Below are 25347 nucleotides of genomic sequence, written 5' to 3'. Positions count from 1 at the left end.
CACTCGTACGTGGGCAGCGCCGTCTGACTATTTCTTATTGCCCCCAGGCCGCGGCGGTGGCGGCGGCTTGGCCTTGGTGGTCGGCTCGAACTTGCCGCCCTTTTTCGGATCGAATGTTCCTGCTCCTGCCATGGTGTTCCCTCTCGCTCGTTTCGATAGTTGCACCACTGCCCACCGTAGCGACGAACCGGTGGGCGCGCCCATAACACGGCCCGTCGGTTGCGACACGGTCACGGGCCGATACCTTTCGGTGCATCACTGGTCACATCGACACCATTGATCACTAACGTCACATCAGCAACTGTGACGTCATGTCGGCGTCCCTGTTTGGGAAGGTGTGACATGTCGCGACGTCCTCGGGGTGCTTCGACGATGGCAGTGGCGGCCGCAATCGGACTTGTCGCCGCCGTCGGCATGGCACCGACAGCGTCGGCTGAACCCTGCGAAGGCGCTGCTGCGGCCGCGCAACCCCTGCCGAACCAGGCCTTCCAGATTCCCAAGCCGTCAAAGCTCGCCCCGCTCAATCGCCCGATCGGACACAAGCCGGTGGGGGCCAATGACCAGGCCCCGCTGCCCAAACTCGGCCAGTTGCCCTTGGCGCTCCTCAAAGCGCTGATGCCCAACTCCGGGCAGGTCAGGCAGAAAGCGGCAGTCGTCCCAGCGCCCAATCCTGGTGGTGCCCAGCCGGTCCCGAATGTAGCCCAGCAGGCTCCGGTCCCGGCCGCACCTCAGCCTGCGCCGGCTCCCGCGGCGCAACCGGCCCCGGGTGCGCCTCCCGGCACGTCGATCGTCGGGTGGGTGACCGGCCCCGACAGCCCCAACCAGACGATCAAGCGCTTCGCCATCACCGGGACTGACCTCGGAATCATGTGGGACAACGGGGATCCGGCGAACCGACAGGTGCTGATGGCTTTCGGTGACACCAACGGCTACTGCGGTATTCCGGGCAAGCAGTGGCGGTACAACGCCTTGTTCCGCAGCCAGGACGGCGCGCTGTCGAACACCGTCGCCGTGCCCGACGGCGTGGTCGCCAACAAGTACTCGGGTTCGCCGGTGTGGCGGCAGGGCATTTCGAAGCAGATCATCAACAGCATCGGGCGGGCACCGGAGGAGACGGGCATCATCCCGACGGCGGGTGTCGCGGTGGGGCGCAACCAGTACGTGAACTTCATGTCGATCCGGAACTGGGACAGCCCGGGAGCGTGGTCGACCAACTTCTCGGCGATCGCGATGTCGCCGGACAACGGGGAGAACTGGGGCGTCTACCCCGGGACCATCCGTACTCCCGGCGGAGGCAACGAAAACTTCCAGATGGGTGCGTTCCTCAAGCCCGGTCCCGGCGATCCCTACATGTACACCTTCGGGACCCCGAACGGGCGAGGCGGATCGGCCTACATCGCACGGGTGGCTCCCGCGCTGATTCCGGATCTCACCAAATACGAATACTGGAACGCCGACAACAATGCCTGGGTGCCGGGTAACCCGGCGGCGGCGACACCGGTGATTCCGGGCCCCGTGAGCGAAATGTCGGCCCAGTACAACACGTATCTCAAGCAGTACCTGGTGTTGTACGGCAACGGGGCCAACGATGTCGTGATGCGGACCGCGCCGGCGCCGCAGGGTCCGTGGGGGCCCGAGCAGTTGATCGCGCCCTCGTCGCAGATCCCTGGCGGCATCTACGCGCCGTATCTGCATCCGTGGTCGACGGGCAAGGAGCTGTACTACAACCTGTCGCTGTGGTCGGCCTACAACGTCATGCTGATGAAGACTGTGTTGCCGTAGCCCGGAAACGTTCCAGCACACGCCGCAGCATGGTGTGCCGCCGACCGGCGGGAGGCCGGCGGTTGGCGTACGGCCACGGCTGCCTTCGTTCGGGGACCGAGGAGGTCCGGATCTCCTTGAGCCGGCCGCGCAGATGGTGACGTAGCTGGTCCAAATCGGGGTCGGGCCAACGATTGTCCGCCTCGATCGGGTCGGCGGTCAGATCGTATAGCTCCCACTGGTCGTCGAGCAGTTCGCTGCGGTAGGTCTCACCGCCGATACCGGTGTTGGTCAGCTGCCGCACACCCGGCTCGGTCCAGGTTCCCGGATCGTCGAAGGTCCGAACCAGCTTCCAGAGATGTCCAGCTCCGCCGGATGCTGCGTCGACCCGCACCACCAGTCCCTCGAAGTTGGCCGCGACGTGCGCGGGCACCCTGATGCGCAGGGGCGCAGGCGGGTTGACCGGGAGACCCAACTGCCGCGCCAGCCCGGACGCCCCGCTGTCACCTTCGAGGACGTTGTCGCGGGTCATCAGATAGATCGGCCTGTCGGCATCGGCGCCGGCGCCGTCCACCACGGGCATCAGGTCGCGTCCGGGCAGCGGATGTACCTCGGTGAACGAACTGGCCAACGCGGCGGCCGTGGCACCGACGTCAACCGCGGCCGCGCCGAGCAGCGTGGGCACCAGATCGACGTGCGAGGTGGGCGCCGAGATGGTGCGCGCCGTTGTTGCGCCGTCGCCGATCCGCGCGATGACGAACGGCACCCGGGTGGCTTCGTCGTAGAGGTTGAACCACTTCTGGTGTAAACCGCCGTGTGCCCCGAGCAGATCTCCGTGGTCGGAAGTGCGCACCAGCACGGCGTTTTCGGAGCCGCCCTCGGTGACTGCCCGGCGTACCCGGTCGAGCGGCGCGTCCACCTCGGCGTGCAGCCGGTAGTAGAGGTCGCGGTACTGCTGCGCCTTGCGCCGGTAGGTCCGTCCGATTGCCGGCGCCGGACCGTAGCCGGAGTAATAGGCCTCGCGGAAGGCGGCCTGCGCGGCCGGTTTGGTGCGCAGGTCCTCACCGGCGGTCGGTGCCGCCGGTACCTGAGGGGGATCCAGCGCGGCCGACGGGGACAGCGGGTTGCGCCGTGCCCAGGCCGGGAAAAGCACGATGTCATGAGGATTGACGAAGCTGGCCACCAGCAGGAAGGGCCGCATCGCCTCGACGTCACCGGCCCGGCGACGCCCGTATCGGTCGCTCAGCCAGGCCACGATTCGGTCGGCGAACAACGGGTCACGCCGAAAGCCACTGTTGGACAGGGCCGCTCCGTGCGGTTCAGGACCGACCCATCCGGAGAAGCCGTAGGGTCCCAGTGGATCGGCATCCAGGTATGCCTGCACCGCTCCTGGATCGACGACACCGTCGTCGTCATTGGTGGCCAGCGATTGCCCGGTCGCCGGGTCGGTGAGATCGGCATGCGAAATGTGCCACTTTCCTTCGTAATGCGTGTCGTATCCGGCCGCGCGGAACCAGTTACCCAGGGTCGGTACCTCGCCGGTGCGGAGCCATCGCAGCCGGGAATCGTCGTAGCGCTTGCCGATCCCGTCGGTCTGGGTGACGCCGTGCAGGTCCGGGTACTGGCCGGTGAACAGGGTCGGTCGGCTGGGTACGCACGCCAGTGAGCCCGTGTAGTGCCTGGTGAAGCTGACCCCGTGCTCATCGAACCAGCGCCGGCCGCTCAGGGTGCGCCGACGCCACGTGAGTACATCATCGGATTCGTAGGGTGGAATCGCGCGTTCCTCGTCGGTCATCAGGATGATGATGTCCGGCCTGGTGGTCATAGGAGTTCTCCAATCCGTGGGCAAGCGCGGCGAGTTCGTCGTCGGTGATCAGACCGGAACCAGCGGCGCCAAGAGCGCTTCGAGGCCGTACTCGAACACCGCGTCGTAGTCGGTGGGGGACTGCAGGGCGGCGACGAGCGCCTGGTCGGGCCAGTCGGCGGTCCACAGGGACGGGTCTTCCTCCTGATGCCGGGGGCCACGCACGGCCGAGAACAGCATCACCGACGAGGAGACCACGTGTACCTCCACCGCGCGCAGCACCAGTGCCGCGCGGGCCCCGGTGAGACCCGACTCGGCCAGTTCGGCCGCCAGCTTCTGCTGGACCGGCAGGAACAACGTCGGCGTGCGATCCCGCTCGTGGGCGATCGCCAGCAGATGTTGGTGGCGGATCAGCAGGCTGCGCTGGTTGCGGGCAAGTGCGGCAATCCGATTCACGGGTGTGTCGCCCTCCATGGGCAATCCGGTCATCTCGACGACCAGGCGGTCGACCAGACTGTCGAAGAGCGCATCGCGGCCGCCCACGTGCCAGTAGATCGAGGTGACGGCCACGCCGATGCGCTCGGCCAGCCCGCGCATCGAGAAGGCATCCACCCCATCGGATTCGATGAGGCAGGCAGCCGCGTCGAGGATCACCTCGGCATCGATGGGCCTGGCCTTCGGACTCATCCGCCGTCCTCTGCTTCGGTGATGCGGTCGGACTCGGGAAGATCGAGGTAGCGCTCCAGGTTGCGGTGCATATTGATGATTCGCCGTTCCTCGGCCGAGAGCACCAGATGCGTGAAGCCCGGCTGGTGCACACCCCGCTGCAGGCCGGTGAGCACGGCGATGTCCTGGCTCATCACCACCCCGGGGTGGGCCTCCTCGGCGCTCATCCGGACATCGGTCGGCCTGATCCGCGGTGCCTGCGCCGGCATGCGGGTCATCAGCGTGATCACCAGTTGCCCCCGGTCGGGATCGGGCCCGGGCAGCGACGTCATCACCGTCAGATGGTCGGCGCTGGTCAGAAAGGTCAGGTTGGGGAAGATGTTGTACTGGTGCAGCCGCATCACCTGGTCGGTACTGGCCCAGCCGATGTCGACACCGCGTCCGGCGGCGAATTCCTTGATCTGCGACGCGATCACGTCGGCCACGGACTGGTCGGGGGCCTGCCGTTCGTGAGGAAACGGGGTTCCTTCGCCGACGCCCATCAGCGGTCCCTGCGTGTACACGTAGGCATCCCACACCTCTTCGTCGCTCAGCGACCCCGCGAGCTTGGGGCTCGGCACTCCGTAGAGCGATTCGGATTTGCCCGTGTGGCCCCAGATGGTTTGCGGTGCATACACATCGTCCATGCACCGGTGCAGCTCGGGATGCAGGGTCTGGACGTGATAGGTCTCGCTGTAGCCGTCGGCGATGGTCTTCCAGTTGGCGTCGACGTCGATGGTCATCGTGGCGTAGCAACGGAAGTCGCCGAGACCGCACCAGGCGATATCGCCGGGGACCGCCTCCAGGTATTCGGCCAGCGGCATCGCCCCAGGGTCGAGGTTGACGAAGACCAGTCGCTCCCAGGTGTCGACCTGCACCGGTGCCAGCGGAAACTCGGACATGTGCACCGCGCCGAACCCTTTGCGGTTCGGGATGCGTTTGAGCGCGCCGGCCAGATCCCACGTCCAGCCGTGGTAGCCGCATTTCAACTCCCGCAGCGAGGAGCCGGCGCCGGTGCACAATGCGTTGCCGCGGTGGCGGCAGGCATTCTGAAAGGCGCGCAACTCGCCGTCGTCCCCACGGATGATCAGCACCGAATAGGGGCCGCAACGGTATTCGAAGTAGTCGCCGGCGTCGGCGACATGATCGACCGTGCATGCGACCTGCCACACCCGGGGCCACATGCGCTCCACCTCGAGTCGGGCGAACGCGGGGGAGTAGTAGCGCTCGGCCGGCACCATGGTGGGACGCGCCGGTGGATCCCCGATCGCATCCATTCGGGGGTTGTCGGTGTGCGTGGAGCCCAGGGTCATGGAAGACCTCCCACTGAGAAGGACAAACTCGCTACGGTCGCAATGTAACGGTGTTACATTGCGACCGTAGCGGCCTCCACGCCTCAAGGGAGCAAAAACGTGTTCGATCTCAAAATCACCGGTGGCACGGTCGTCGACGGAACCGGTTCCGACCGGTTCACCGCCGATGTCGCGATCAAGGACGGAAAGATCGTCGAAGTGCACCGGCGAAGCGCCCACGACCCGGCCCTGGCCGGCGACGCAGCCGAAACCATCGATGCCACAGGCAAGATCGTCGCCCCCGGTTTCGTCGACATCCACACCCATTACGACGGCCAGGTCTCCTGGGACGCCGTACTCGAACCGTCCAGCAACCACGGTGTCACGACCGTGGTCGCGGGCAACTGCGGTGTCGGATTCGCACCGGTCCGGCCCGGCCAGGAGGAGTGGCTGATCTCCCTGATGGAGGGCGTCGAGGACATTCCCGGCACGGCCCTGACCGAGGGAATGACCTGGGGCTGGGAGACCTTCGGTGAGTATCTGGACGTGATCGGCAAGCGCGAGCTCGCCGTCGATATGGGCACCCAGATCGCCCACGGCGCGATCCGGGCGTACGCGATGGGGGACCGCGGCGCCCGCAACGAACCGGCCACGCCCGACGACATCAAGGCCATGGCTGCCCTGGTGCAAGAGGCGATCGAGGCTGGGGCGCTGGGCTTTTCATCTTCGCGCACCATCGCGCACACCGCCATGGACGGCGAGCCGGTGCCCGGCACCTTTGCCGCCGAAGACGAGCTGTTTGCCCTGGGCCGGGCCGCCGCTGCCGGTAAGGCCGCGGTGTTCGAGCTCGCCCCGCAGGGCGCGGCGGGCGAGGACATCGTCGCACCCAAGAAGGAACTCGACTGGATGCGCCGGCTCGGCGAGGAAATCGACTGCGCGATGAGCTTCGCGCTGATCCAGGTCGATGCCGACCCCAATCTGTGGCGCGAGCAGCTCGACCTGTCGGCGGCCGCACATCAGGCCGGTAGCCGGTTGTTCCCGCAGGTGGCGGCGCGCCCGTTCGGCATGCTGCTGGGCTTCCCGGGCCATCACGCCTTCACCCACCGTCCGACCTACCGGCGGCTGCAGGCCGAATGCACGCGCGAGGAACTGGCGGAGCGGCTCGCGGACCCGAAGGTGCGTGCCGCGATCCTGGCCGAGGAAGACCTGCCGATCGACCCGAACAAGCTGTTCGACGGCATGTTCATGCTGGCCCAGAACGTGGCCAACCGGCTGTACCACCTCGGCGAGGTGCCGGATTACGAACCGACCGACGAGCGCACCGTTGCGGCGATCGCCAAACAGCGCGGTCTGGACCCGCTGGCCGCGATGTACGACCTGATGCTCGAGGCCAATGCCGGCGCCATGCTGATGTACCCCATGTTCAACTACTCCGACGGCAACCACGATGCGATCCGCGAGATGCTGACTCACCCGGCGGGCGTGCTGGGCCTGTCCGACGGTGGCGCGCACTGCAGCATGATCTGCGATGCCTCGTACCCGACGTTCCTGTTGACGCACTGGGCCCGTGACCGTCATCGTGGCGAGAAACTGTCGCTGGAGTACGTGATCCGCAAGCAGTCGCACGACACCGCGCAGCTCTACGGGATGTCGGACCGCGGCGTGATCAGTGTGGGCAAGAAGGCCGACGTCAACGTCATCGATCTGGACGCCCTGACCCTGCACGCGCCGAGGATGGCGTATGACCTTCCCGCCGGTGGAAAGCGGTTGGTGCAGGGCGCAAGTGGTTACGACGCGACCATCGTCAGCGGCGCGGTGACCCGCCGTCACGGTGTCGACACCGGGGCCCGCCCGGGCCGTCTGGTGCGTGGGACCCGCTGATCAGTGGGCTTCCGTTACGACCCGCGTCAGCGTCCGGCGCAACCTCCGGCGCCTGCCGCTGACGCGTTCACCATCCACACTTCCGGTGTCGCCGAAGGGGTTTCGCTGGCGTACGTCCGTGAGGGCATCGGCGGTGTGCCGCTTCTGCTGGTGCACGGGTATCCCGAGACCAAGCGGATCTGGTGGCGCAACATCGAGGCGCTGGCCGCGGCTGGCTTCGAGGTGATCGTCCCGGACCTGCGCGGTATGGGCGACAGCTCGATCCCACCCGACGATCAGCACGACATCGTCACGTACTCCCGCGACCTGTACGCGTTGGTCCATGACCAGCTCGGACACGAGTCCTGCCTGATCGCAGCGAGCGATGTCGGCGCCGTGGTCAGCATCGACCTGATCCACCGGTATCCCGGATTCGTCAGTCGTTTCTGTGCTTTCAACACCGTGCCGCCGATGGCCGTCGACTACTCGGGCATCGGCACGCAACATCCCGGCTCGGTGGGCGGCGCGGCCGACCCCACCGGTGATTATCGGTGGATGCAAGGCGCCTTCCCCGATGAGCTTGCCGCGATGCTGCCTACGCCGGAAGCGCGCAGGCAGTGGGTCGCGGCGATGTACACCAATCGGTTGTGGGGTGCGGCCTATGCGTTCACTCAGTCCGACGTGGACTTCATGACCGAACCGTTCGGCGAGGAGGCGCGGCTACGGGCCGGCTGGGCGTCCTACCAACTTGCCTACGGTCGTGCCATGGCCGAGATCCCGCTGATGGCTGCGGTCGAGGTGCCCACCCTGGTGCTCTACGGTCCCGACGATCATGTGGTCGGTGAGGATTTCGTTCCGCGTACCGAACGCGCGTTTCTCAATCGCATTGGGCCGTTGGTGATTCCGGGTGCCGGTCACTTCCTGCAGTGGGAGCGCGCCGATATCTTCAACCGGCTGGTCCCCGCGGTGTTCGGCGATGTCATCGTCAACCATCGGCCGGCTGCGCCAGAATCGACCCGCCCAGCCAGCGTCTGAGGAAGCGTCGCAACTCTTCTCGGCTGCGGCCGGGTTCGTTGGGGGCGACGAAGAACGACAGCATCGTGCGCAGGGTGAATTCCACGAGTTCACGCAGTGCTGACTCGTCGTATCCGTATTTCGCCCAGTCGACGTCGAAGCGGGTGATCATTCGCATGCCGAAGGCCTGACCTTCGCCGGAGGCGACATTGACCGAACTGGTGGCGGCCTGTGGCCCGGACAGCATGATGCGGATGTGCGGTATGCGGGCGACCTCCTCCAAGGTGAACATGACGCCTTCGGTCATCGCCTCGGCGGGATCGGTGATCCCTCGCACGCTCTCGGCGAGTCGGTCGAGAAAGCCTTCCACCGAGGCGATCGCGGCCGCGTGCATCAGGGCCTCGGCGGTTGGGAAGTAGCGGTACACGGTCTGGCGGATGACGCCGAGCGAGGCCGCGACGTCGGCGATGCTGATCCCGGTGCCCGTCTCGGCGATCAGCGCCACGGCGGCGGTCACGATGCGTTCGGAGGCTTCCTCGTCGCTGCCGGGCGGTCGCCCGTCCCACCCGCGCCTACGCGCCATGGTCCGGAGTTCTGGCCAGCAGCATCCCTGCAGAATATCGCCCCCTGCCGTTGACGGGCTGCATCCGCGTGTAGTAATCATACAAAGCAAGCATTGTTTGTATGATTACTCTGGCGAGCTGAGGTGGCACCGATGACGGATCTGATCGTGCGGAAGATGAGGTTCGCGTTCGCGGACCACCGCGTCCCGTTCCTGTGGAACGAGGACAACCCGGCGTTCTCGTCGATGGCCAACGCGGTGTCGTTCCTGGCAATCGCCTTCGAGAAGATGATCGGCCAGATGATCACTGAGGCCATGCCGTTCATCTCCGACCCGGAGATCGCCGCAGAGGCCCAGGCTTTCGTGCGGCAGGAAGGCCAGCACTCGATGGCCCACCGCCAGCACGCCAAGGGGCTGCTCAAGACCTATCCGGCGCTGAAGGAAACCCTCGACGAGGTGAACAAGGCGTTCGACGACCTGACCGCCCAGACGCCGCTGAAGTACCGGTTGGCCTACACCGCCGATCTGGAGGCGACGTTCACGCCGGTCTTCAAGCTGATGCTCGACCATGACGACACGTTGTTCGCTCCGGGGGACGACCGGGTCGCGTCACTGTTCCTGTGGCATTTCGTCGAAGAGGTCGAGCACCGCAGCTCGGCGCTGATCATCTACGACGCCGTCGCCGACGATCCGTGGTACCGGATGCGGGTCGCCCCGTCGGTCTTCAAGCACGTGTGGGCCGTGCTCAAGATCGCCACGGAAGGCTTCAACAAGCACGTTCCGCTGGCGGAACGCCAGATCGACGCGGTGTCGATGTTCGGTATGCAGGCCCGGAAAAAGACTCTGCTGCGAAAGCTTCCGTTCACCAAGACTCCGTATGACGGACCGGTGGCGAATGCGTTCGCCCACTTGCCGGTCCGCGAGATGCTGACCGCCCTCGTCGGTGTTGTGCGCAGCCAGATTCCGGGCCACAATCCAGCCCACGAGAAGCTGCCGGTGCTGGCCGACCAGTGGTTCTCGCGGTACGAGGACGGCTACGACGTCACGCAGTGGTACACCGCAGGTGACGCCATCGAAGAGAAAGTAACCACCGCCGATGTCTGATCTATGTGCCCCGACATTCTCGGGTTTGGCTCAACGCCTGGGCTTTTCGTGTGACACCGCCGGCGGCCTGGTCGAGTTCCGCAATCCGTTCGGGCTGGAGAACTGGACGCTGCCGGTGCTGGAGATCACCGTGATCGTCGGCGCCGTATTGGCGCTGGTCTACGCGATCGTCCGACTCCGCCGGCACAACGATCCGACCAACCTGGTGCTGTGGTTCGGCGCCATCGCCTATCTGCTGATCATCGAACCGCCGCTGTATTTCCCCGGCGCGTTCGGGATCAGCGAGCACGTCGACACCATGTTCGCCCACAACGTGTTCACGGTGGACTTCCTGTGGGGCCGGCTGCCGCTCTACATCGTGGCGATCTACCCGATGATGGCGACGGTGGCGTACGAGATCGTCCGGATCCTCGGGGTTTTCCGCCGGCGCGGTGTGTTGGTCGGCGCGATCTGCGTCGGGTTCGTCCACCACGCGTTCTACGAGATCTTCGACCACCTCGGCCCGCAGCTGCGGTGGTGGGAGTGGACGCTGGACCATCCGATGAACCAGCCGTTCTTCGACTCGGTGCCGCTGCCCAGCGTGGTGGTGTTCGCGGCCCTGTGGCCGATGTCGCTGGCGTTCTGCGTGCAGCTGTTCGTCGGCCGCCACGTCGAGGACGGCAGGACCTTCACCGGCCTCCAGATCCTGGGCCGCACCATCGTCGTCGGCGTCCTGGCGTCCATCGGGACCGCGGTGCTGCCCCTGCCCGCCACCGTGGGCACGTCCATCTCGGGGAGCACCACCGTCGGCGGGTTCATCTACGCCGCCGAACTCGTCCTGATCGCCCTGGTGGCGATTCCGGTGCTGTTCGGTCAATGGTCGAGCCTGCGCAAGGGCGGTGACCCCGCGGCCGTGCGCTACACGAACCCGCTCATCCTGCGCTACGCCGCGGTCTACCTGGCGGTCATGACCGTCCTGTGGCTGACGGCCCTGCCGGCCTACTTCGGTGCGACCGACGGCTTCACCGCGGACGGCGATCCCATCGGCAGCCTGATCTACACGGTGATCTGCCTGGCGATCGCGGGCCTGTCGATCGCGGCAGCCGCCACCGTGAATCCCGCTGAACTGCAGCAACAGCCCGAAGCTCCGGCGCCGGGGATAGCAGCCGGCCGGGAATGAGGAGCGAACCCACAGGCGCGCCACCCGGCTGACCGCAGCGGTGATGAGGCAGAATTACGGTGATGCCGACACCGCCGCAACGCCCCGGCGACCCCGACCGGCGAGGCCGGGGACCCGTGCCGCCGCCCGATCCGGCCACTCGGCGGTTGCCCCGCCCCGGCCAGCCCGAGGCGCCGACCGAGCAGTTCCGGGCCCGCTCTCGGCCGCCTGAGGCCGCGACCGAACAGATCCGGGCGCGGTATCAGCCACCTGAGGCCGCGACCGAGAAGATCACGAAGCCCCGTCCACCGGCTGCCGCACCGGACAAGCCACCGGCCAAGCCGCAGCCCGAGCCGGCGACACCGTCGCAATGGCGCAGTCCGCAGGCGATCGTCCTGATTGCGGTCATCGCCGTCGCACTTGTGGTCATCGGCCTGACCGGCGGGGAACTGTTCGCCCGCCACAAGGCCGGCTCCCTGCTGGTCTCGGTCGCCGAATGTGTGGTGGAGGACAACGCCTCGGTGTCGTTCGGGGTCAATCCGCCGTTCCTTTGGCAGCACATCACCGGCCACTACACCAACATCTCGGTGGAGACCGGAGGCAAGCAGGTGCAGGCCGCCAAGGGAATGACCGCGGACGTGGCCCTGTCCGATATCCGGTTGCAGGGCACCGAGGACTCCAAGGGCACCATCGGATCGTTGAACGCCACGCTGACCTGGACGTCGGCCGGGATCAAGGACACGGTGGCCGAGAACCTGCCCGGCGTAGGCGCTTTGGTGACCGACGTGAGCACCGACCCGGCCGCGGGAACCATCACGATGCAGGCCGTCGGGGACACCGAGGTGACGGCAAAACCGGTGGTGAACGACGGAAACCTGGACCTGCAGATCATCGATGTCAGCGGTCCGTTCGAGAAGGACACCGTGCAGACGGCCCTCGACGCCCTGATGACGAAGCTCAACGATGCCTACCCGCTCGGGATCCACGCCGACAGCGTCTCGGTGACCGACACCGGAGTGGTGGGCAAGTTCTCCAGCCAGAACGCGTCCATCCCCAACGACGGTTCCGACGACGCCTGCTTCGCGAAGCTCTGATGATGGCTCGGCTGGCGACCGCCGGGGTACTCGCGTTCGCGGTACTCGCCGGTGCGCCGCAGGTCCGGGCGCAGGAGCCCAGCCTGTTGCAGCCGCTCGTCGATGCCGCCGCGCAGCGTCTGCAGACCGCGGATCCGGTGGCCGCCAACAAGTTCCGCACTGGCGGACCGATCGAGGATCCGCAACGCGAACGGCAGGTCATCGATGCCGCTACCGCCGAGGCGGGCAGCCGCCACATCGACCCGGATTACGTGGGTGACGTGTTCCGGGATCAGATCGACGCGACTGTCGCGGTGGAGTACGGCCTGTTCTCGCAATGGAAGCTGGACCCGTCGACCGCCCCGCCGAACGCACCCGACCTGGCCGCGTCGAGGGCCACGATCGACACGCTCAACCACACGATGGTCAACGAGATCGCCGACCACTGGCCGACACTGCACTCGCCGGCCTGCCGAGCCGACCTGGACCGTGCCGTCGACGCGGTGGTCTCGGCACGGAATCTGGATCCGCTGTATCGGCGCGCTCTGGACCACGCCACCCGGTCCTACTGCCGCTGACCAGTCGGCGCATTCGGGAATTGACGTTTCCGAAGGCACTGGGCGGGTACTCCTGGCGTCAGGAGGTCTGGAAATGCCTACATGGAGTTGGATTGTCATCGCCGTAGTGGCCTTGGTCATCGTGCTGTTGGCGGTGGTCGTGGGCGCATCGATGATGCGTCAGAAGCGCAGTGAACGTCTCAAAGGTCAGTTCGGACCGGAATATGAGCGCGCGGTCGAACAAGCCGGTGGCCAGCGGGCGGCCGAGCGGGATCTACTTGCGCGCGAACGCAAGCACAAGAAGCTGGACATCGCTGAGTTGACGCCGGAATCGCGGACGCGATACGTCGAGGCGTGGAGCGTCACTCAGGCGTCGTTCGTCGATGACCCATCGAAATCGGTCGCGGACGCGGATCGTCTGGTCACCGAGGTGATGCGCGAACGGGGTTATCCGATCGACGATTTCGAGCAGCGTGCCGCTGACGTCTCGGTGGATCACCCCAAGGTGGTCGAACATTACCGGGCTGCGCACGTCCTTCATCTCGCGCAGGACCAGGGTGACATCGGCACCGAGGCGCAGCGCGAGGCGATCGTCCACTACCGCTCGCTCTTCGAGGAATTGCTCGGTGGCGGAGCGGAAACCCACGCCGAATCCGCGCCCCCGCCTGAGCATGACGCCCGGGCTGAACGCGATACCGGGAAGCATGTGGCCGGCACGAACGAAGTCGTTACGGATTCACCGAAGGAGGCGCGAGCATGACCACCCACGATGAGCAGACGTCGACCGCTCGACCGGAGTTCACCGATGCGCAGGAGACCCAGGGTACGCAGGAGTCCGGCGACGACACGCTGTTGTTCGCCGACGAGCATCGGTCGGGACTGCACTCGCGTTGGAACGATGTTCAGGCGGCCTTCGTCGATGATCCGAGGGCGTGTGTGCAGAAGGCGGACAACCTCGTGGCCGAGGTCGTCGAAGAGCTCACCGCGAGTTTTGCCGACACGCGGTCTCGGCTTGAGGAGCAGTGGTCTCGTGGGCAAGCGGCGTCGACGGAGGATCTTCGCGTGGCACTCACGCGCTATCGCGACTTCTTTCAGCGGCTGTTGACGGTCTGAGGGCGTCGGCTACCAGCTGTCGATGATCTCGTTCTTCAGCGCCTCGGAGCCGGTACCGAATACCGCTTGAACGCTGTTGCCGACCTCGATGACGCCTGCGGCGCCGAGTGCCTTCAACCGGTCCTGGTCGACCTTGGCCTTGTCGGCGACCTCCATGCGGAGTCGGGTGATGCAGGCGTCGACGTTGACGAGGTTTTCCCGTCCGCCGAACGCCGCGATGACCTGCTCGGCCCGAGTGTCGGCACGCGCAGGTGCGGTCAGCGTGCCGGTGCCGCCGGAGGCAACCGTGGTCACCGACTCGGCACCCTCGCCGAGGTTCGCCTGTTCGTCCGCCTGGAATTCAATCTCGGGTTCACGGCCCGGCGTGCGCATGTTCCACTTCGTGATCGCGACGTAGAACAACACGAAGTAGACGACGAAGAACACCGCCCCCATCCCGACGAGTAGCCAGATGTTCTTCGCCGCGGGCGCACCGCCGTACAGCAGCAGGTCGATCAGCCCGGCCGAGAACGAGAAGCCCAGGTGGATGTCGAGCAGATAGGCGATCGCCAGGGACAGTCCGGTCAGCACCGCGTGGATGACGTAGAGCGGGAACGCTACGAACATGAACGCGAACTCCAGCGGCTCGGTCACGCCGGTGAGGAATGCGGTCAGGGCCGCCGCCGACAGGATGCCGACCGCCACCTTGCGTTGCTTCTTGTTCGCGGCGATGATCATCGCCAGCGCCGCGGCCGGCAGGCCGAACATCAGGACCGGGTAGAAGCCCGAGGTGAGAAGGCCCGCGGTCGGGTCGCCCGCCGCGAATCGGGTGAGTTCGCCGGTGACGACGGTGCCGCCGGGGGTCTGATAGTCGCCGTAGATGAACCACACGTATGAGTTCGGAATGTGGTGCAGGCCTAGGGGAATCAGCATGCGGTTGGCGAATCCGTAGACAAAGGCCCCCAGCGCCCCGCTCCCGCCGATGAACCGGCCCAGCGCCGTCAGTCCGGCATCGAAGATCGGATAGAAGTAGCTCATCAGGAAGGCGATGAACAGGCTGACGAGGGACACCGCGATCGGGACGAACCGCCGGCCGCCGAAAAACCCGAGATAGGAGGGCAATTGGATGGTGTGATAGCGGTCGAACAACCATGCGGTGAGCAGACCGACGACGATGCCCGCGAATACGCTGTAATTGATCTGGGCCTGATCGCCGGCCTTATCCACCTCACCGGCCAACACGATGGGCGACATGGTCTTGAAAACCGCTTCCACCACCAGATAGCCGACCACGGCGGCCAGCGCGGTCGACCCGTCGGCCTTGCGGGCGAAGCCGATCGCCACGCCGACGGCGAACAGCAGGGGCAGGTTGGTGAACAGGGCATCGCCCGCGGCGCTCATCGCCTTGAAGAACGGACCGATCACCGGGGAGTCGATCCGGCCCAGCAGGTCGGGTTGGCCCAGTCGCAGCAGGATGCCCGCCGCGGGCAAGACGGCGATCGGCAGCATCAGGCTCTTGCCGAGACGTTGCAGCTGCGCGAAAGCCGGGATGTTCAACCCGGGTTTCCCCTGTGTACCTTCAGGTTTCGTCGTAGTGCTCATCGCATCATCGCCCTCCTGGCCGCCCGGCGCGACCCGCCGCGAAGTTGAGCGGAAGCTTAGACGAGTACGGGGGTGGAAGAGGCGAACTGGTGACCGTCGTTCCGTCACGCTCGTATTGTTTGGGGCACGAGCACCACGCGGCACAAAGGAGCCACCACAGTGAGCAGGACGCAAGTACTCGCCCCGGTTGCCGGGCGCGCCGTTGCACTCCAGGACGTTCCGGACCCCGTGTTCTCGGCGGGCATGGTGGGGTACGGTGCCGCGGTGGATCCGCGCCGCGGCGTCGTCGACGCGATCGCCCCGGTCAGCGGCAGGTTGTTGAAACTGATGCCGCATGCCTACGTCATCATGACGGCCGACAACCTCGGTGTGCTGGTCCACCTCGGTTTGGACACCGTCGGCTTGAACGGCGAGGGTTTCACCACGCATGTCAGTCAAGGGGATGAGGTCTCCGCCGGTCAGGTGGTGATCACCTACGACGTGTCCGCCGTCGAGGCGAAGGGTCTCAATCCGATTGTCCCCGTTGTGGTCATGGACGAGCGTGAACCCGGCAATGTGACCGTGGCCGACGCGGTGTCCACCGGGGCCGACATCGGTGCGGGTGCCGCCCTTTTTGCGGCGGGCAAGAGCACGTAGATGGAGGTCGTCGTCCTCTCCGATGCCGCCGAGATCGGCAGCCTGGCCGCAGATGCGATCGGCGCGCTGCTCGGCCGCACGCCGGGCGCGGTCCTCGGCCTGGCTACCGGTTCGTCGCCGCTGGTGATCTACGACGAGCTCGCCGCACGGTGTGCCGCCGGGCAGATCTCGTTCCGGCAGGCCCGCGGGTTCATCCTCGACGAGTACGTCGGCCTCCGCGCTGACCATCCGGAGCGCTACCGCAATGTGATCGACAGCGTGTTCGTCTCACACGTCGACTTCGCCCCGGACGCGGTGCTCGGCCCCGACGGCCTGGCGGCTGACCTCCTGGCGGCGTGCGCGGCATACGAGGCGGCCATTCGCGATGCCGGCGGGGTCGATCTGCAGATCGTCGGGATCGGCACCGACGGGCACATCGCGTTCAATGAGCCGGGCTCCTCGCTGGGGTCGCGGACCCGCATCAAGACGCTGACGCATCAGACCCGCCTCGACAACGCCCGGTTCTTCGGGGGCGATCTCGATGCGGTGCCACGACACTGCCTCACCCAGGGGCTGGCCACCATCATGGCGGCCCGGCACGTGATCCTGGTGGCCCTCGGTCGTAGCAAGGCCGAGGCGGTGCACCACCTGGTGGAGGGGGCCGTCAGTGCCAGGTGGCCGGCGACCATCCTGCAGCATCACCCGCACGTCACCGTTCTGCTCGACGACGCTGCCGCGCAGCGGCTTGAGCTCATCGACTTCTATCGCGAGACCTACCGCTCGAAACCGGATTGGCAGGGCATCTGAGTGTTGTTGAGCACCGGCACGTTGATCACTGGCGCAGAACTGTTGCGGCCAGGCTGGATTGACGTGTCGGGCGAACGGGTCACGGCGGTGGGGGAGGGTGCACCGCCCCGGCCCGCGGATCGCGATCTCGGCCCCGTGACGGTGGTGCCGGGATTCGTCGACACCCACACGCACGGCGGTGGTGGTGGCAGTTTCTCGGTCGCATCGGTGGCCGATACATCGGCCGCGGTGGCGTTGCATCGCAGGCACGGCACCACCACCATGATCGCCTCCCTCGTCACCAGCGGCCCGGAGGAATTGCTGCGCCAAGTCTCGGAGTTGGCCGGGCAGGTGCGCGCCGGGCTGATCGATGGGATTCACCTCGAAGGCCCGTGGCTGGCGACGGCGCGGTGCGGGGCCCATCAACCCGCCCTCATGCGGGATCCGGATCTCGACGAGATCGACGGGTTGCTCGCCGCCGCGGCCGGGACGATCTCGATGGTGACCATCGCCCCGGAACGACCCGGAGCGTTGCCCGCGATCCGGCGGTTCGTCGATGCCGGAGTGGTGGTGGCCGTCGGTCACACCGAGGCGACCTACGAACAGACCCGGGCGGCGATTGCCGCCGGCGCCACGGTGGGCACGCATCTGTTCAACGCGATGCGCCCGATCGACCGGCGCGAGCCGGGCCCGGTGATCGCCCTGATCGAGAACCCCGCAGTCACCGTCGAACTCATCACCGACGGGGTTCACCTCGACGCCGCCATCTATCGGCACGTCACGCGGAGCGTCGGGCAGGATCGGGTTTCCCTGATCACCGACGCGATGGCCGCGACCGGGATGCCCGACGGCCGCTACCAGTTGGGGCCGGTACCGGTCGACGTGACCGACGGGGTGGCACTGGTCGGCGGCACGGACACGGTCGCCGGAAGTACCGCGACGATGGACCGGGTGGTCCGATTCGCCGTGGCCCATTGCGGTTTGACCCGGGATGAGGCGTTGATGCTCGTCGTTCGGCAATCCTCGCTCAACCCGGCCCGTGCGCTGCGCCTGCCGGCGGGTGTCCTGAACCCGGGTGCCGCAGCCGATTTCGTGGTACTGGGTGCGGATCTGACGGTGGCCGGGGTGATGCGCCGGGGCGCGTGGGAGTTGGAGCCCGAGCCGTAGCCGTTTCCGGCCCCCACTACGAGAAGTCTTTTCTGAAGCAAAGATTGGCGTTCCAGCCGTAGTGAAATGTCCGTTCCGGATATCGACACCGGCGTAACGTCGGGGCCGGGTAGTACCCGGCTCAAGGGACGCATCTGGGGGTCGCTGTTGTCGGACTGGCCGTTTGTCGCACGGGATGCCGAGCTGCGCGAGGCTGCGCAGGCGTTACGCGATGGCTCCAGGGGTGTGGTGCTGGCCGGCGGGGCCGGCGTGGGCAAGTCGGCCTTGGCCCGGGTGTTGGCCGAGGACATGGAAACCGACGGGCACCCGGTGCGGTATGTCCTGGGGACCGAATCCGGACAGGCGGTGCCGTTCGGGGCATTTCTGCACGCGCGCACCTTCGCCGACGCGCATGACCCCACCGTGATGCTGGCCGCCGCGCATGAGGCACTGGCTGCCGAACCCGATCTGGTCATCGTGGTCGACGACGCACAGCACCTCGACCCGCTGTCGGCGCTCCTGGTCCAGCAACTGGCGGTGCACGGTCCGGCGAAACTGATCGTCACGATCCAAAACCGGGTAGCCACATCCGATGCCGTGACCGCATTGTGGAAGGAACAGCTGCTGCTGCGGTTGGATCTGGAGCCCTTCACCCAGCAGCAGACCGGTGAGTTGATGGCGGCGGTGCTGCATGGGGATGTCGACCCGCGCGCGGTCGGCGAGCTGCACCGGTTCTCTTCGGGGAGCCCGCTGTTTCTTCGGGGGGTGCTCAACGCGGCACTCGGCGACGGGGTGCTCGCGTGCGATCACGGTCGGTGGCGGCTGGGTGGGCCGCTGCGCGCGAGCGCAGATCTGTACGCCCTCATCAGTTCACGGTTCGACACGCTGACGCCGGATGAGCGGGACGTGGTCGAGGTGGTCTCCACGGCAGAGGTTCTCTACTGGGATGTGCTGGAGGCAGTCTGCGATGTCGACGCGATCGGTCGGATGGAACGGCGGGGGGCGGTTCAGGTGCTCAACGACGCGGCCTGCACCCTGGTACAGCCCGGCCATCCGATCATCGGTGAGGTTGCGCGCAGCCGATGCTCGAAAGCCCGAACCCGGCAGATCAACTCGCAGTTGGCGACGCTGCTGGCCGCCCATCTCCAGGCGCCCGCCAACGGATCGGTGCCGGACGTGCGCGGACGCATCCAACTGGCGCGATTCATGGTGGAAGGCGACGTTCCGGCAGATCCGGGTGTCATTGCCGATGCCGCCGCCAGCGCGGTCACCATGTCCAATCTGGCTCTGGGAGAGGAGCTTGCGCAGTACGCGGTGGATCACGGCGCCGGGATATCCGCCGTGATGGTGCTGGCCGATGCGATGAGCTGGCAGGGCCGTGGCGAGCAAGCCGAGGAATTGTTGGCCCGGTCGGTGCCGGGGGCCGACAACGAACTGATGCTGGCCGGCTGGGGCTGCCTGCGGGCATCGAATCTGTTCTTCGGATGTGCCCGACCGGATGCGGCATACGAGTTGCTTGCCATGCTCCGCGAGCGGCTGCACAGCCCGCAGACGGTGAGCCTGGTGGTGGCGATGGAGGCGGTTTTCGCCTTCCACACCGGTGAGCTGGCCGAGGCAATCGCGTTGGGCACCGCAGTACTGGACCAGGAGGTGTCACCGACGGCCAAAGTATGGGCTGCACTTGCCACCTCGAGTGCGTTGGCCTTGTCCGGGCGGTCGGACGAGGCCGTCGCAGTGGCGCACGCGGGTGAACGGGCTGCCGACGACTGCGAGTCGGGCTCGCCGCGGTACTGGTTCGTCTTTGCGCGGATGTCGGCGGCCCTGGGCGATGTGGAGCTGGAGAAGGCCCACAGCATCTGCGATGCCTATGCCGAGCGGGCAGCCGGTTCACCGCAGGCCGAGGCCATCGTCACCGCGCTGTACGGGCGGGTGGAGCTGGCACGGGGCCGCCTGTCGTCAGCCTGTGACGCGCTGCAGGCAGCGGTATGGACTACGCCGCAGGGCCTCCCGCCGGGGTGGCGCATGGTCGTCGCCGCGTGGCTGGGTCAGGCCGAGGGAATGCGCGGTGACGGTGCTGCGGCGGCCCGAGCAGTGGTGCGGGCCGAGGCTGCCGCAGCCGGGCCGCGCGACGTGTTCCGGCCGGAGTTGGAGTTGGCCCGGGCCTGGGCGGCGGCCGCGACAGGCGATACGGGCCTCGCGGTCGAGCACGCGGCGCGGGCGGCGGACGGCGCCAGGGCCGGCGGTATGGACGCGATCGAGCTCACGGCGCTGCACACCGCGCTGAGGTTCGGGGACCTGTCAGGTCACCGGCGGATCCAGCAGTTGGTGCGGCGACGCGGTACTCGGGTGGCCGAGGCGATCGGTGCGCACAGCCTCGGTCTGAGCCGGCACGAACCCGCGTTGCTCGTCGCGGCGACGGATCGGTTCGAGGCGCTCGGTGCGCTGGTGCTGGCGGCGGACGCTGCCGCCGACGCGGCCCGGATATTCGCCGAGGCCGGTCGCCGCGGTAGCGGATGGGAATCCGCGGCCAGGGCGCTGTGGCTGTCCGGCCGGACGGGTGCGGCCACGCCGGCGCTGTGCCGCGCCGGGGACCCGCCGCCCCTCACCGATCGGGAATGGGAGATCGCCGACCTCGTCGGTGTGGGGCTGAGCAATCGGGAGATTGCCCGGCAGCTGTGCCTCTCGGTGCGCACGGTCGACGGACATCTGTACCGCATGTTCGCCAAACTCGGTGTCGAGGACCGTGATCACCTGGCCCGGCTGGCCCGCTTCCGTCCGGCGGTGTGACGCGGCCGGTCTCAGGTGTCGTCGTCGCTCGCGGTGCGGGCGCCCACGAAGTCGAGGAGTCGGGGATCGGAGGACCTGAACCGGTCCACTTCCTCGCCGCCGTCGCAGCGCAGCAAGGAGATCGTGAGGCTGTCCGCGGTGCGGGTGAGGACCCGCCAATGGGCGCCGGAATCCTGCCAGCGCTGCAAATCTGCGACCCGATCGACGCTCATGGCTACTACCATGGCATGGCATGGCGGCGAAGAACCGAGTGCGGTTGGCCCGCGTGTATGCCGAGCCTGAACCCGATGAGGGAAATCGGATCCTGGTCGACCGGCTGTGGCCCAGAGGCATGAAAAAGACCGATCCACGGGTGGGGCATTGGCTGCCCAAGGTGGCCCCGTCCACCGACCTGCGGCACTGGTATGACCACAAGCCGGAGCTCTACGACGAGTTCGTCGCGCGCTACACGCACGAGTTGCAGTCCGGTGAGGAGGCCGCGGCCTTCGATGAGTTGCGGACGTTGGTCGGCGAGGGCCCGGTCACTTTGGTGACCGCCACTCGTGAAGTCGAACTGAGTCACCTGACGGTGTTGGCCAAGCTCCTCGCCTGAGCCTGATGGCCGGTGGGCCGCAATGAAGGTAGGTAAACCTACCCTCATTCGCTACGGTAGGCTCGTCGCTCAAATGACCGAAACCGATACCGACGTGGCCGACTTGTCAGGCGGCCCCGTCCTCAAACGCGAGCTGACGGACATCTCCGACGAGGTGCGCGCGGTCGACGCAGCCCCCATCCCGGTCCTGGCCGAGCCGTACGGCATCCGGCTGGCTGACGCCGCCGATGCCGAGTTGATCTCGGAGTGGATGAACCTTCCGCACCTGGCGGAAGCCTGGGAGTACGACTGGGCGCCCGACCGCTGGCGGCGTTACCTGCAGGCTCAACTCGACGGCCAGTACTCGCGGCCGCTGATCGCGAGCTTCCAGGGCAAGGCCTCCGGGTACATCGAGTTGTATCGGGCGGCCAAGGATTCCATCGCGCCCTGTTACGACGCCGACCCTCACGACGTCGGTATCCACGCCGCGATTGCCGATCTGACGCTCGTGAACCGCGGCATCGCCCCATTCCTGTTGCCCCGCGTCGTGGCCGACGTGTTCGAACTCGACCCGAACTGTCGGCGGATCATGTTCGACCCGGACCACCGGAACACCGCTGCCCGTCGGGTGTGTGAGTTCGCCGGATGCGAATTCCTGGGTGAGCACCAGATGTCGAATCGGCGGATGGCCCTCTACGCGCTGCCGCGTACCCCCGACGACTCCTTCGGTGCCGCCGGGTAAGTCCGGATCCGTTCAGGCTCCGGTGAACTCGGCGTAGCCGTCGTAGTCGGGCTTCATGGCCGCGGCCACCAGCTCCCACAGCACCTCGTCGGTGCCGCCGCCGACCCGGGCCAGCTTCATATCGCGCCACCACTTGCCCAGTGGGGTCTCGTCGACGAGGTAGCCGGCGCCGCCGAAGATGTGCATGCATTCCGAAGCGACCTCCTCGCCCAGGCGTGCGGCGGTCACCTTGAAGGCGGCGGCGGCCCGGAGATCGAGCTTGCCCTGCGTGGCCACCCCAGCCAGGGCGTACCGCAGCAGATCGACGCGGGCCTGCAGATCGGCGATGCGCATCCGCAGCGCCTGGTGCTCATAGAGGGTGTTGCCGAATTGGCGACGCTTCATCATGCGCGCCAACGTGATTCCGAGGATGCGTTGTGATCCCGATGCCACCTGCCCGGAAATCGACATACGTTCGTGGGCCAGGCCCCAGGAGATCGCGGCGAGCCCGGTCCCGGCCCGAGCCACCAGATGGTCGGCGGGGACCCAGGTGTCGATGTGCACTGCGGCGGTATCGAGGGGGCCGTTGCCGACCTTGCGGTAGGGAGTCTGGACCTCGACCTGAGAGGTGGGGACGGCGATGACGACGACGTTGCCGTGCCGGCTTTTCGGGTCGTGGTCGACGTTGCGGGCCACCACCATGATGTGATCGGCGACCGGTGACAGTGAGACGAACTTCTTGATGCCCTTGATCTCGAAACCGTCTCGGGCCGTTCGGACCTCAGTCTCCACGATCTGCAGATCCGAACCGCCGGACTCTTCCGAGGCGGCGATGCACAGCACGGCCTCGCCGCGAACGGCTTGTTCGCAGACTGTGCGGAGGTGATCGGATTTGCCGAACCGGCGCAGGAGGGCGATGGCCGAATCATGCAGGCTGACACCCACGCCGATGCCGGAGGAGCCGGTCCGGCCCAGCGCGAAGGCCAATTCGATCAGCTTGGCCACATCGGGCTGCTGACCGTCGCCCCATTTCTCGGCGAACACTCCACTGCGGCCGAGGTGTTCGATGAGCACACGCGGAAAGCGTTCGGTCGCTTCGGCTTCGGCGGTCCATCTCTTGACCTGGTCGTCGAATACCCGATCCAGTAGGTCCCGGTACTCGTCGAGGGTTGTGGTAGCCGGCGCCGGTGTGGGCGTGAGCACGGTCATGAGTTCGCTGTCTCCATCTGGTGTTGTCGACTGCATGGGGTCGCACGGTACACACAGAATGAAGGCAAGGCTAGCCTTACTGCATCGCGGCGGGGTTAGTAATTGAACTGCGCAAGATCGGTGCCGCCGAGGCGTTGGCCGGCATCGACAATGGTCGCCGACGGCACCATCTCGGCGCTGATCACGCCGTGCTCGCGGGTGAGTTCGTCGATGACCTCGAAGGCCCCGGCGATTCGTTGCGGGGTGTCCACCACGATCGTTGTCACCGGCACCTGCCGTCCGAACTGAAACAGTCGGTCTCCGTGTGGCTTGTCCGCGCCACTGAATCCCCACACCGCGCGCAGCACGGTGGCGCCGCCGGCGGCGCCGGTCTGCATCAGCTTGCGGACGATGGCCCGGTGGATGGGCACCCCGTCGTGGTGCGCGGTCTCGGAGGTGTGCACCATCAACTTCTGCCACAGTGGGTGGCCCTCGGCGTCGGTCTCCGGCAGCTCGGCCGGCCGGGCCAGCAGGTCTCCGGCACGTTTGCACAGTTGCGCCCGCTCGACCGTGAGCAGTGGGTTCTCCAGCAGCCCGGTGAGCTCGCCGAGCACGGCGTTCACCTGCGCCCCGGTCCCGAGCCCGATGATCATCAGCGGCACCTCGGTGTTGCGGCTGAAGAACGCGGCGCGCCGACGCTGGCCGTGTGCCGTGCCGTCTACCCCGAGAAACACTGTGGCTCCGGCGAAGCCGCGCTGGTGCAGCAGATCGCACACCGCCCGGTAGGCCGGCACCCCGGCGACCCGGTGATGGCGGCCGACGTACACGGTCAGCTTGCACATGTCGGTGACTGTCGGTGCCGGTGATGAGCGGCGGATCAGCTGTGCGCGTTCCAGGGTGATCAGGCCACGCGGGATGATCGAGACGGTCCGGTCGGCGAGCGCGGAGATCTTGTCGGCTGAGTCCACGGCCGCGATGGCGATAGGTGGATCCTCCGAGCCGGTCAATGTCTCGTCGGTGCGCAGGTGGTGCTCGGGACCGAAGCTGGCGATCCCGCGCAACATCACGCTGATGGCGATGTCGCTGCCGCCGTACAGATCCAGCAGTGCGTCGGCCACGAAGTGGTGTTCGTGGCGCAGTCGTTCGGCGAAGTATGCGGTCAGCTTGAGGTAGTCGGTGGTGGTCACAGTTGGCTCCCCAGCGTCATGCCCAGCCACGCCGCGGTCAGGCCGAGGGCGACGCTGACGACGATATTGCCCACCGCGGGCCATACCCGGCGCTCCTCGCCGAGGCGCTGGGTTTCCAGCATCCAGGTGGAAAACGTCGTGTAGGAGCCGACGAATGCGGTGCCGGCCAGCAGCGCGGCGTGTGGGTTGAGGGCCAGGCCGCCGAGGAGGCCGAGCAGAAAGGCGCCACTGAGGTTGACCGCCAAGGTGCCGAACGGGAAGCCACGGGTGTGCCGCGCGGACACCGCGCGGTCGAGCAGGAATCGGCAGACCGCTCCGACGCCCCCGAGAAGCAGCACGCCGGCCCAGACGACCGGGGTCATCGACGCACTCATCCGCGCACCATGGCACGGCGCACGATTGCGGTCGCGACAGCGACCGCAAGCAGGCCGGCGGTGATGCTGGCCGCGGTGTAGCCGGCCGCCAGCGCCCAGTAGCCGTGTTCGAGCATGGTGATCGTCTCGACCTGCATCGTGGAGAACGTGGTCAGCCCGCCGCACAAGCCGGTGCCCAGGAGTGGACGGCGGTAGCTCGACACCGGCAGTCGTTCCAGCAGACGTGTGGTGAAGTAGCCCAGCAGGAATGCGCCGACGATGTTCACGATGAAGGTGGGCCAGGGCCAGTGGCCGGGATCGGGCGGCGCAATCACTGCCAGGACGGCGCGGGCCAGCGTGCCCAGCGCGCCGCCGACGAACACCGCGGCGAGTTCACGGGGGTCGTGACGGGACATGATGCAAAGTATG

General features: G+C 66.9%; 25 protein-coding genes. 15 read left to right on the top strand and 10 right to left on the bottom strand.

All coding sequences use genetic code 11. The features are described from left to right. Positions 1-342: 342 nt before the first annotated feature. Complete coding sequence (locus JOF57_RS16750; RefSeq protein ID WP_209918288.1) at positions 343-1782, top strand: glycoside hydrolase family 183 protein; 1440 nt, start codon at positions 343-345, stop codon at positions 1780-1782. Here the strand turns inward: JOF57_RS16750 and JOF57_RS16745 are convergent. The 3 genes from JOF57_RS16745 to JOF57_RS16735 are packed head-to-tail and all read right to left on the bottom strand — an operon-like array spanning position 1754 to position 5583. Then, positions 1754-3586 (bottom strand): sulfatase-like hydrolase/transferase, encoded by a 1833-nt coding sequence (locus JOF57_RS16745; protein ID WP_209918286.1) that lies wholly within the window; start codon positions 3584-3586, stop codon positions 1754-1756. The genes JOF57_RS16750 and JOF57_RS16745 overlap by 29 nt on opposite strands. A gap of 48 nt (positions 3587-3634) precedes the next feature. Further along, the gene (locus JOF57_RS16740; protein ID WP_209918284.1) at positions 3635-4252 is read right to left on the bottom strand and encodes a TetR/AcrR family transcriptional regulator; all 618 of its coding nucleotides are present in this window, start codon (positions 4250-4252) and stop codon (positions 3635-3637) included. Next, on the bottom strand, positions 4249-5583 hold the full coding sequence (locus JOF57_RS16735; RefSeq protein WP_209918282.1) for an aromatic ring-hydroxylating oxygenase subunit alpha: 1335 nt from the start codon (positions 5581-5583) through the stop codon (positions 4249-4251). The genes JOF57_RS16740 and JOF57_RS16735 overlap by 4 nt, the downstream gene beginning before the upstream one ends. A 99-nt stretch (positions 5584-5682) precedes the next feature. On the opposite strand from JOF57_RS16735, the gene JOF57_RS16730 reads away from it, so the two are divergent. Beyond that, positions 5683-7443 carry an N-acyl-D-amino-acid deacylase family protein gene (locus JOF57_RS16730; RefSeq protein WP_209918280.1) on the top strand — a complete coding sequence of 587 codons (1761 nt, stop codon included), beginning with the start codon at positions 5683-5685 and terminating at the stop codon, positions 7441-7443. 3 nt (positions 7444-7446) lie between these two features. After that, positions 7447-8457, top strand: a complete 1011-nt coding sequence (locus JOF57_RS16725; protein ID WP_209918278.1) for an alpha/beta fold hydrolase — start codon at positions 7447-7449, stop codon at positions 8455-8457. Here the strand turns inward: JOF57_RS16725 and JOF57_RS16720 are convergent. Beyond that, positions 8408-9019, bottom strand: coding sequence for a TetR/AcrR family transcriptional regulator (locus JOF57_RS16720; RefSeq protein ID WP_209918277.1), 612 nt, complete (start codon positions 9017-9019; stop codon positions 8408-8410). The genes JOF57_RS16725 and JOF57_RS16720 overlap by 50 nt on opposite strands. Before the next feature lie 132 nt (positions 9020-9151). Here JOF57_RS16720 and JOF57_RS16715 point away from each other — a divergent pair, with 132 nt between their 5' ends. From JOF57_RS16715 to JOF57_RS16690, 6 genes are all read left to right on the top strand, one after another. Then, the gene (locus tag JOF57_RS16715) at positions 9152-10102 is read left to right on the top strand and encodes a metal-dependent hydrolase (protein ID WP_209918275.1); all 951 of its coding nucleotides are present in this window, start codon (positions 9152-9154) and stop codon (positions 10100-10102) included. After that, positions 10095-11261, top strand: a complete 1167-nt coding sequence (locus JOF57_RS16710) for a hypothetical protein (RefSeq protein WP_209918273.1) — start codon at positions 10095-10097, stop codon at positions 11259-11261. The genes JOF57_RS16715 and JOF57_RS16710 overlap by 8 nt, the downstream gene beginning before the upstream one ends. A gap of 62 nt (positions 11262-11323) precedes the next feature. After that, complete coding sequence (locus tag JOF57_RS16705) at positions 11324-12334, top strand: LmeA family phospholipid-binding protein (RefSeq protein WP_209918271.1); 1011 nt, start codon at positions 11324-11326, stop codon at positions 12332-12334. Beyond that, the gene (locus JOF57_RS16700; RefSeq protein WP_209918269.1) at positions 12334-12891 is read left to right on the top strand and encodes a chorismate mutase; all 558 of its coding nucleotides are present in this window, start codon (positions 12334-12336) and stop codon (positions 12889-12891) included. The genes JOF57_RS16705 and JOF57_RS16700 overlap by 1 nt, the downstream gene beginning before the upstream one ends. Positions 12892-12964: 73 nt before the next feature. Further along, positions 12965-13630: a hypothetical protein gene (locus JOF57_RS16695; RefSeq protein WP_209918267.1), complete on the top strand. Its 666-nt coding sequence runs from the start codon at positions 12965-12967 to the stop codon at positions 13628-13630. After that, positions 13627-13983, top strand: coding sequence for a hypothetical protein (locus JOF57_RS16690; protein WP_209918265.1), 357 nt, complete (start codon positions 13627-13629; stop codon positions 13981-13983). The genes JOF57_RS16695 and JOF57_RS16690 overlap by 4 nt, the downstream gene beginning before the upstream one ends. Before the next feature lie 9 nt (positions 13984-13992). Here JOF57_RS16690 and JOF57_RS16685 read toward each other — a convergent pair whose 3' ends face one another. Then, the gene (locus JOF57_RS16685) at positions 13993-15564 is read right to left on the bottom strand and encodes a PTS transporter subunit EIIC (protein WP_209918263.1); all 1572 of its coding nucleotides are present in this window, start codon (positions 15562-15564) and stop codon (positions 13993-13995) included. Between the two features lie 159 nt (positions 15565-15723). Between JOF57_RS16685 and JOF57_RS16680 the strand changes: the two genes are divergently transcribed. The 4 genes from JOF57_RS16680 (at position 15724) to JOF57_RS16665 (ending at position 20898) form a co-directional block, all read left to right on the top strand. Beyond that, positions 15724-16200, top strand: coding sequence for a PTS sugar transporter subunit IIA (locus JOF57_RS16680; RefSeq protein ID WP_209918261.1), 477 nt, complete (start codon positions 15724-15726; stop codon positions 16198-16200). Continuing rightward, positions 16201-16986, top strand: coding sequence for a glucosamine-6-phosphate deaminase (gene nagB / locus JOF57_RS16675; RefSeq protein WP_209918259.1), 786 nt, complete (start codon positions 16201-16203; stop codon positions 16984-16986). It begins immediately after the preceding gene. Then, positions 16987-18132: an N-acetylglucosamine-6-phosphate deacetylase gene (nagA, locus tag JOF57_RS16670; protein ID WP_209918257.1), complete on the top strand. Its 1146-nt coding sequence runs from the start codon at positions 16987-16989 to the stop codon at positions 18130-18132. A 66-nt stretch (positions 18133-18198) separates the two neighbouring features. After that, on the top strand, positions 18199-20898 hold the full coding sequence (locus JOF57_RS16665; protein WP_234938152.1) for a helix-turn-helix transcriptional regulator: 2700 nt from the start codon (positions 18199-18201) through the stop codon (positions 20896-20898). A gap of 11 nt (positions 20899-20909) precedes the next feature. On the opposite strand, the gene JOF57_RS16660 is transcribed toward JOF57_RS16665, so the two are convergent. Beyond that, positions 20910-21110 (bottom strand): hypothetical protein, encoded by a 201-nt coding sequence (locus JOF57_RS16660; protein WP_209918255.1) that lies wholly within the window; start codon positions 21108-21110, stop codon positions 20910-20912. A gap of 20 nt (positions 21111-21130) precedes the next feature. On the opposite strand from JOF57_RS16660, the gene JOF57_RS16655 reads away from it, so the two are divergent. After that, positions 21131-21490: a DUF488 domain-containing protein gene (locus tag JOF57_RS16655; protein ID WP_209918254.1), complete on the top strand. Its 360-nt coding sequence runs from the start codon at positions 21131-21133 to the stop codon at positions 21488-21490. 73 nt (positions 21491-21563) lie between these two features. Further along, the gene (locus tag JOF57_RS16650; RefSeq protein ID WP_209918252.1) at positions 21564-22211 is read left to right on the top strand and encodes a GNAT family N-acetyltransferase; all 648 of its coding nucleotides are present in this window, start codon (positions 21564-21566) and stop codon (positions 22209-22211) included. A 12-nt stretch (positions 22212-22223) separates the two neighbouring features. On the opposite strand, the gene mbtN is transcribed toward JOF57_RS16650, so the two are convergent. The 4 genes from mbtN to crcB (JOF57_RS16630) form a co-directional block, all read right to left on the bottom strand. Then, a complete protein-coding gene (mbtN, locus tag JOF57_RS16645) occupies positions 22224-23399 on the bottom strand; it encodes a mycobactin biosynthesis acyl-ACP dehydrogenase MbtN (RefSeq protein WP_209918249.1) in 1176 nt (391 codons plus the stop codon). Positions 23400-23494: 95 nt separating this feature from the next. After that, positions 23495-24565 carry a putative PII-like signaling protein gene (locus tag JOF57_RS16640; RefSeq protein ID WP_307870040.1) on the bottom strand — a complete coding sequence of 357 codons (1071 nt, stop codon included), beginning with the start codon at positions 24563-24565 and terminating at the stop codon, positions 23495-23497. Next, positions 24562-24927 (bottom strand): fluoride efflux transporter CrcB, encoded by a 366-nt coding sequence (gene crcB, locus JOF57_RS16635; protein WP_209923433.1) that lies wholly within the window; start codon positions 24925-24927, stop codon positions 24562-24564. The genes JOF57_RS16640 and crcB (JOF57_RS16635) overlap by 4 nt, the downstream gene beginning before the upstream one ends. An 8-nt stretch (positions 24928-24935) precedes the next feature. After that, on the bottom strand, positions 24936-25334 hold the full coding sequence (gene crcB, locus JOF57_RS16630) for a fluoride efflux transporter CrcB (protein WP_209918245.1): 399 nt from the start codon (positions 25332-25334) through the stop codon (positions 24936-24938). Between the last annotated feature and the right edge of the window lie 13 nt (positions 25335-25347).

Origin of the sequence: Mycolicibacterium lutetiense (assembly GCF_017876775.1) — a bacterium.
Taxonomy (GTDB): domain Bacteria; phylum Actinomycetota; class Actinomycetes; order Mycobacteriales; family Mycobacteriaceae; genus Mycobacterium; species Mycobacterium lutetiense.
This window is presented reverse-complemented; position numbering and strand designations above follow the sequence as displayed.

Bases quoted from the DNA above. Each gene is read 5' to 3' on its own strand.
- JOF57_RS16740 (WP_209918284.1), bottom strand. From the start codon at position 4,252: ATGAGTCCGAAGGCCAGGCCCATCGATGCCGAGGTGATCCTCGACGCG.
- nagB (WP_209918259.1), top strand. From the start codon at position 16,201: ATGGAGGTCGTCGTCCTCTCCGATGCCGCCGAGATCGGCAGCCTGGCC.
- JOF57_RS16685 (WP_209918263.1), bottom strand. From the start codon at position 15,564: ATGAGCACTACGACGAAACCTGAAGGTACACAGGGGAAACCCGGGTTG.
- JOF57_RS16655 (WP_209918254.1), top strand. From the start codon at position 21,131: ATGGCGGCGAAGAACCGAGTGCGGTTGGCCCGCGTGTATGCCGAGCCT.
- crcB (WP_209918245.1), bottom strand. From the start codon at position 25,334: ATGTCCCGTCACGACCCCCGTGAACTCGCCGCGGTGTTCGTCGGCGGC.
- JOF57_RS16715 (WP_209918275.1), top strand. From the start codon at position 9,152: ATGACGGATCTGATCGTGCGGAAGATGAGGTTCGCGTTCGCGGACCAC.
- JOF57_RS16705 (WP_209918271.1), top strand. From the start codon at position 11,324: ATGCCGACACCGCCGCAACGCCCCGGCGACCCCGACCGGCGAGGCCGG.
- JOF57_RS16660 (WP_209918255.1), bottom strand. From the start codon at position 21,110: ATGAGCGTCGATCGGGTCGCAGATTTGCAGCGCTGGCAGGATTCCGGC.
- JOF57_RS16665 (WP_234938152.1), top strand. From the start codon at position 18,199: ATGTCCGTTCCGGATATCGACACCGGCGTAACGTCGGGGCCGGGTAGT.
- mbtN (WP_209918249.1), bottom strand. From the start codon at position 23,399: ATGACCGTGCTCACGCCCACACCGGCGCCGGCTACCACAACCCTCGAC.
- JOF57_RS16750 (WP_209918288.1), top strand. From the start codon at position 343: ATGTCGCGACGTCCTCGGGGTGCTTCGACGATGGCAGTGGCGGCCGCA.
- JOF57_RS16710 (WP_209918273.1), top strand. From the start codon at position 10,095: ATGTCTGATCTATGTGCCCCGACATTCTCGGGTTTGGCTCAACGCCTG.
- JOF57_RS16700 (WP_209918269.1), top strand. From the start codon at position 12,334: ATGATGGCTCGGCTGGCGACCGCCGGGGTACTCGCGTTCGCGGTACTC.
- JOF57_RS16695 (WP_209918267.1), top strand. From the start codon at position 12,965: ATGCCTACATGGAGTTGGATTGTCATCGCCGTAGTGGCCTTGGTCATC.
- JOF57_RS16735 (WP_209918282.1), bottom strand. From the start codon at position 5,583: ATGACCCTGGGCTCCACGCACACCGACAACCCCCGAATGGATGCGATC.
- JOF57_RS16650 (WP_209918252.1), top strand. From the start codon at position 21,564: ATGACCGAAACCGATACCGACGTGGCCGACTTGTCAGGCGGCCCCGTC.
- JOF57_RS16745 (WP_209918286.1), bottom strand. From the start codon at position 3,586: ATGACCACCAGGCCGGACATCATCATCCTGATGACCGACGAGGAACGC.
- JOF57_RS16690 (WP_209918265.1), top strand. From the start codon at position 13,627: ATGACCACCCACGATGAGCAGACGTCGACCGCTCGACCGGAGTTCACC.
- JOF57_RS16720 (WP_209918277.1), bottom strand. From the start codon at position 9,019: ATGGCGCGTAGGCGCGGGTGGGACGGGCGACCGCCCGGCAGCGACGAG.
- crcB (WP_209923433.1), bottom strand. From the start codon at position 24,927: ATGACCCCGGTCGTCTGGGCCGGCGTGCTGCTTCTCGGGGGCGTCGGA.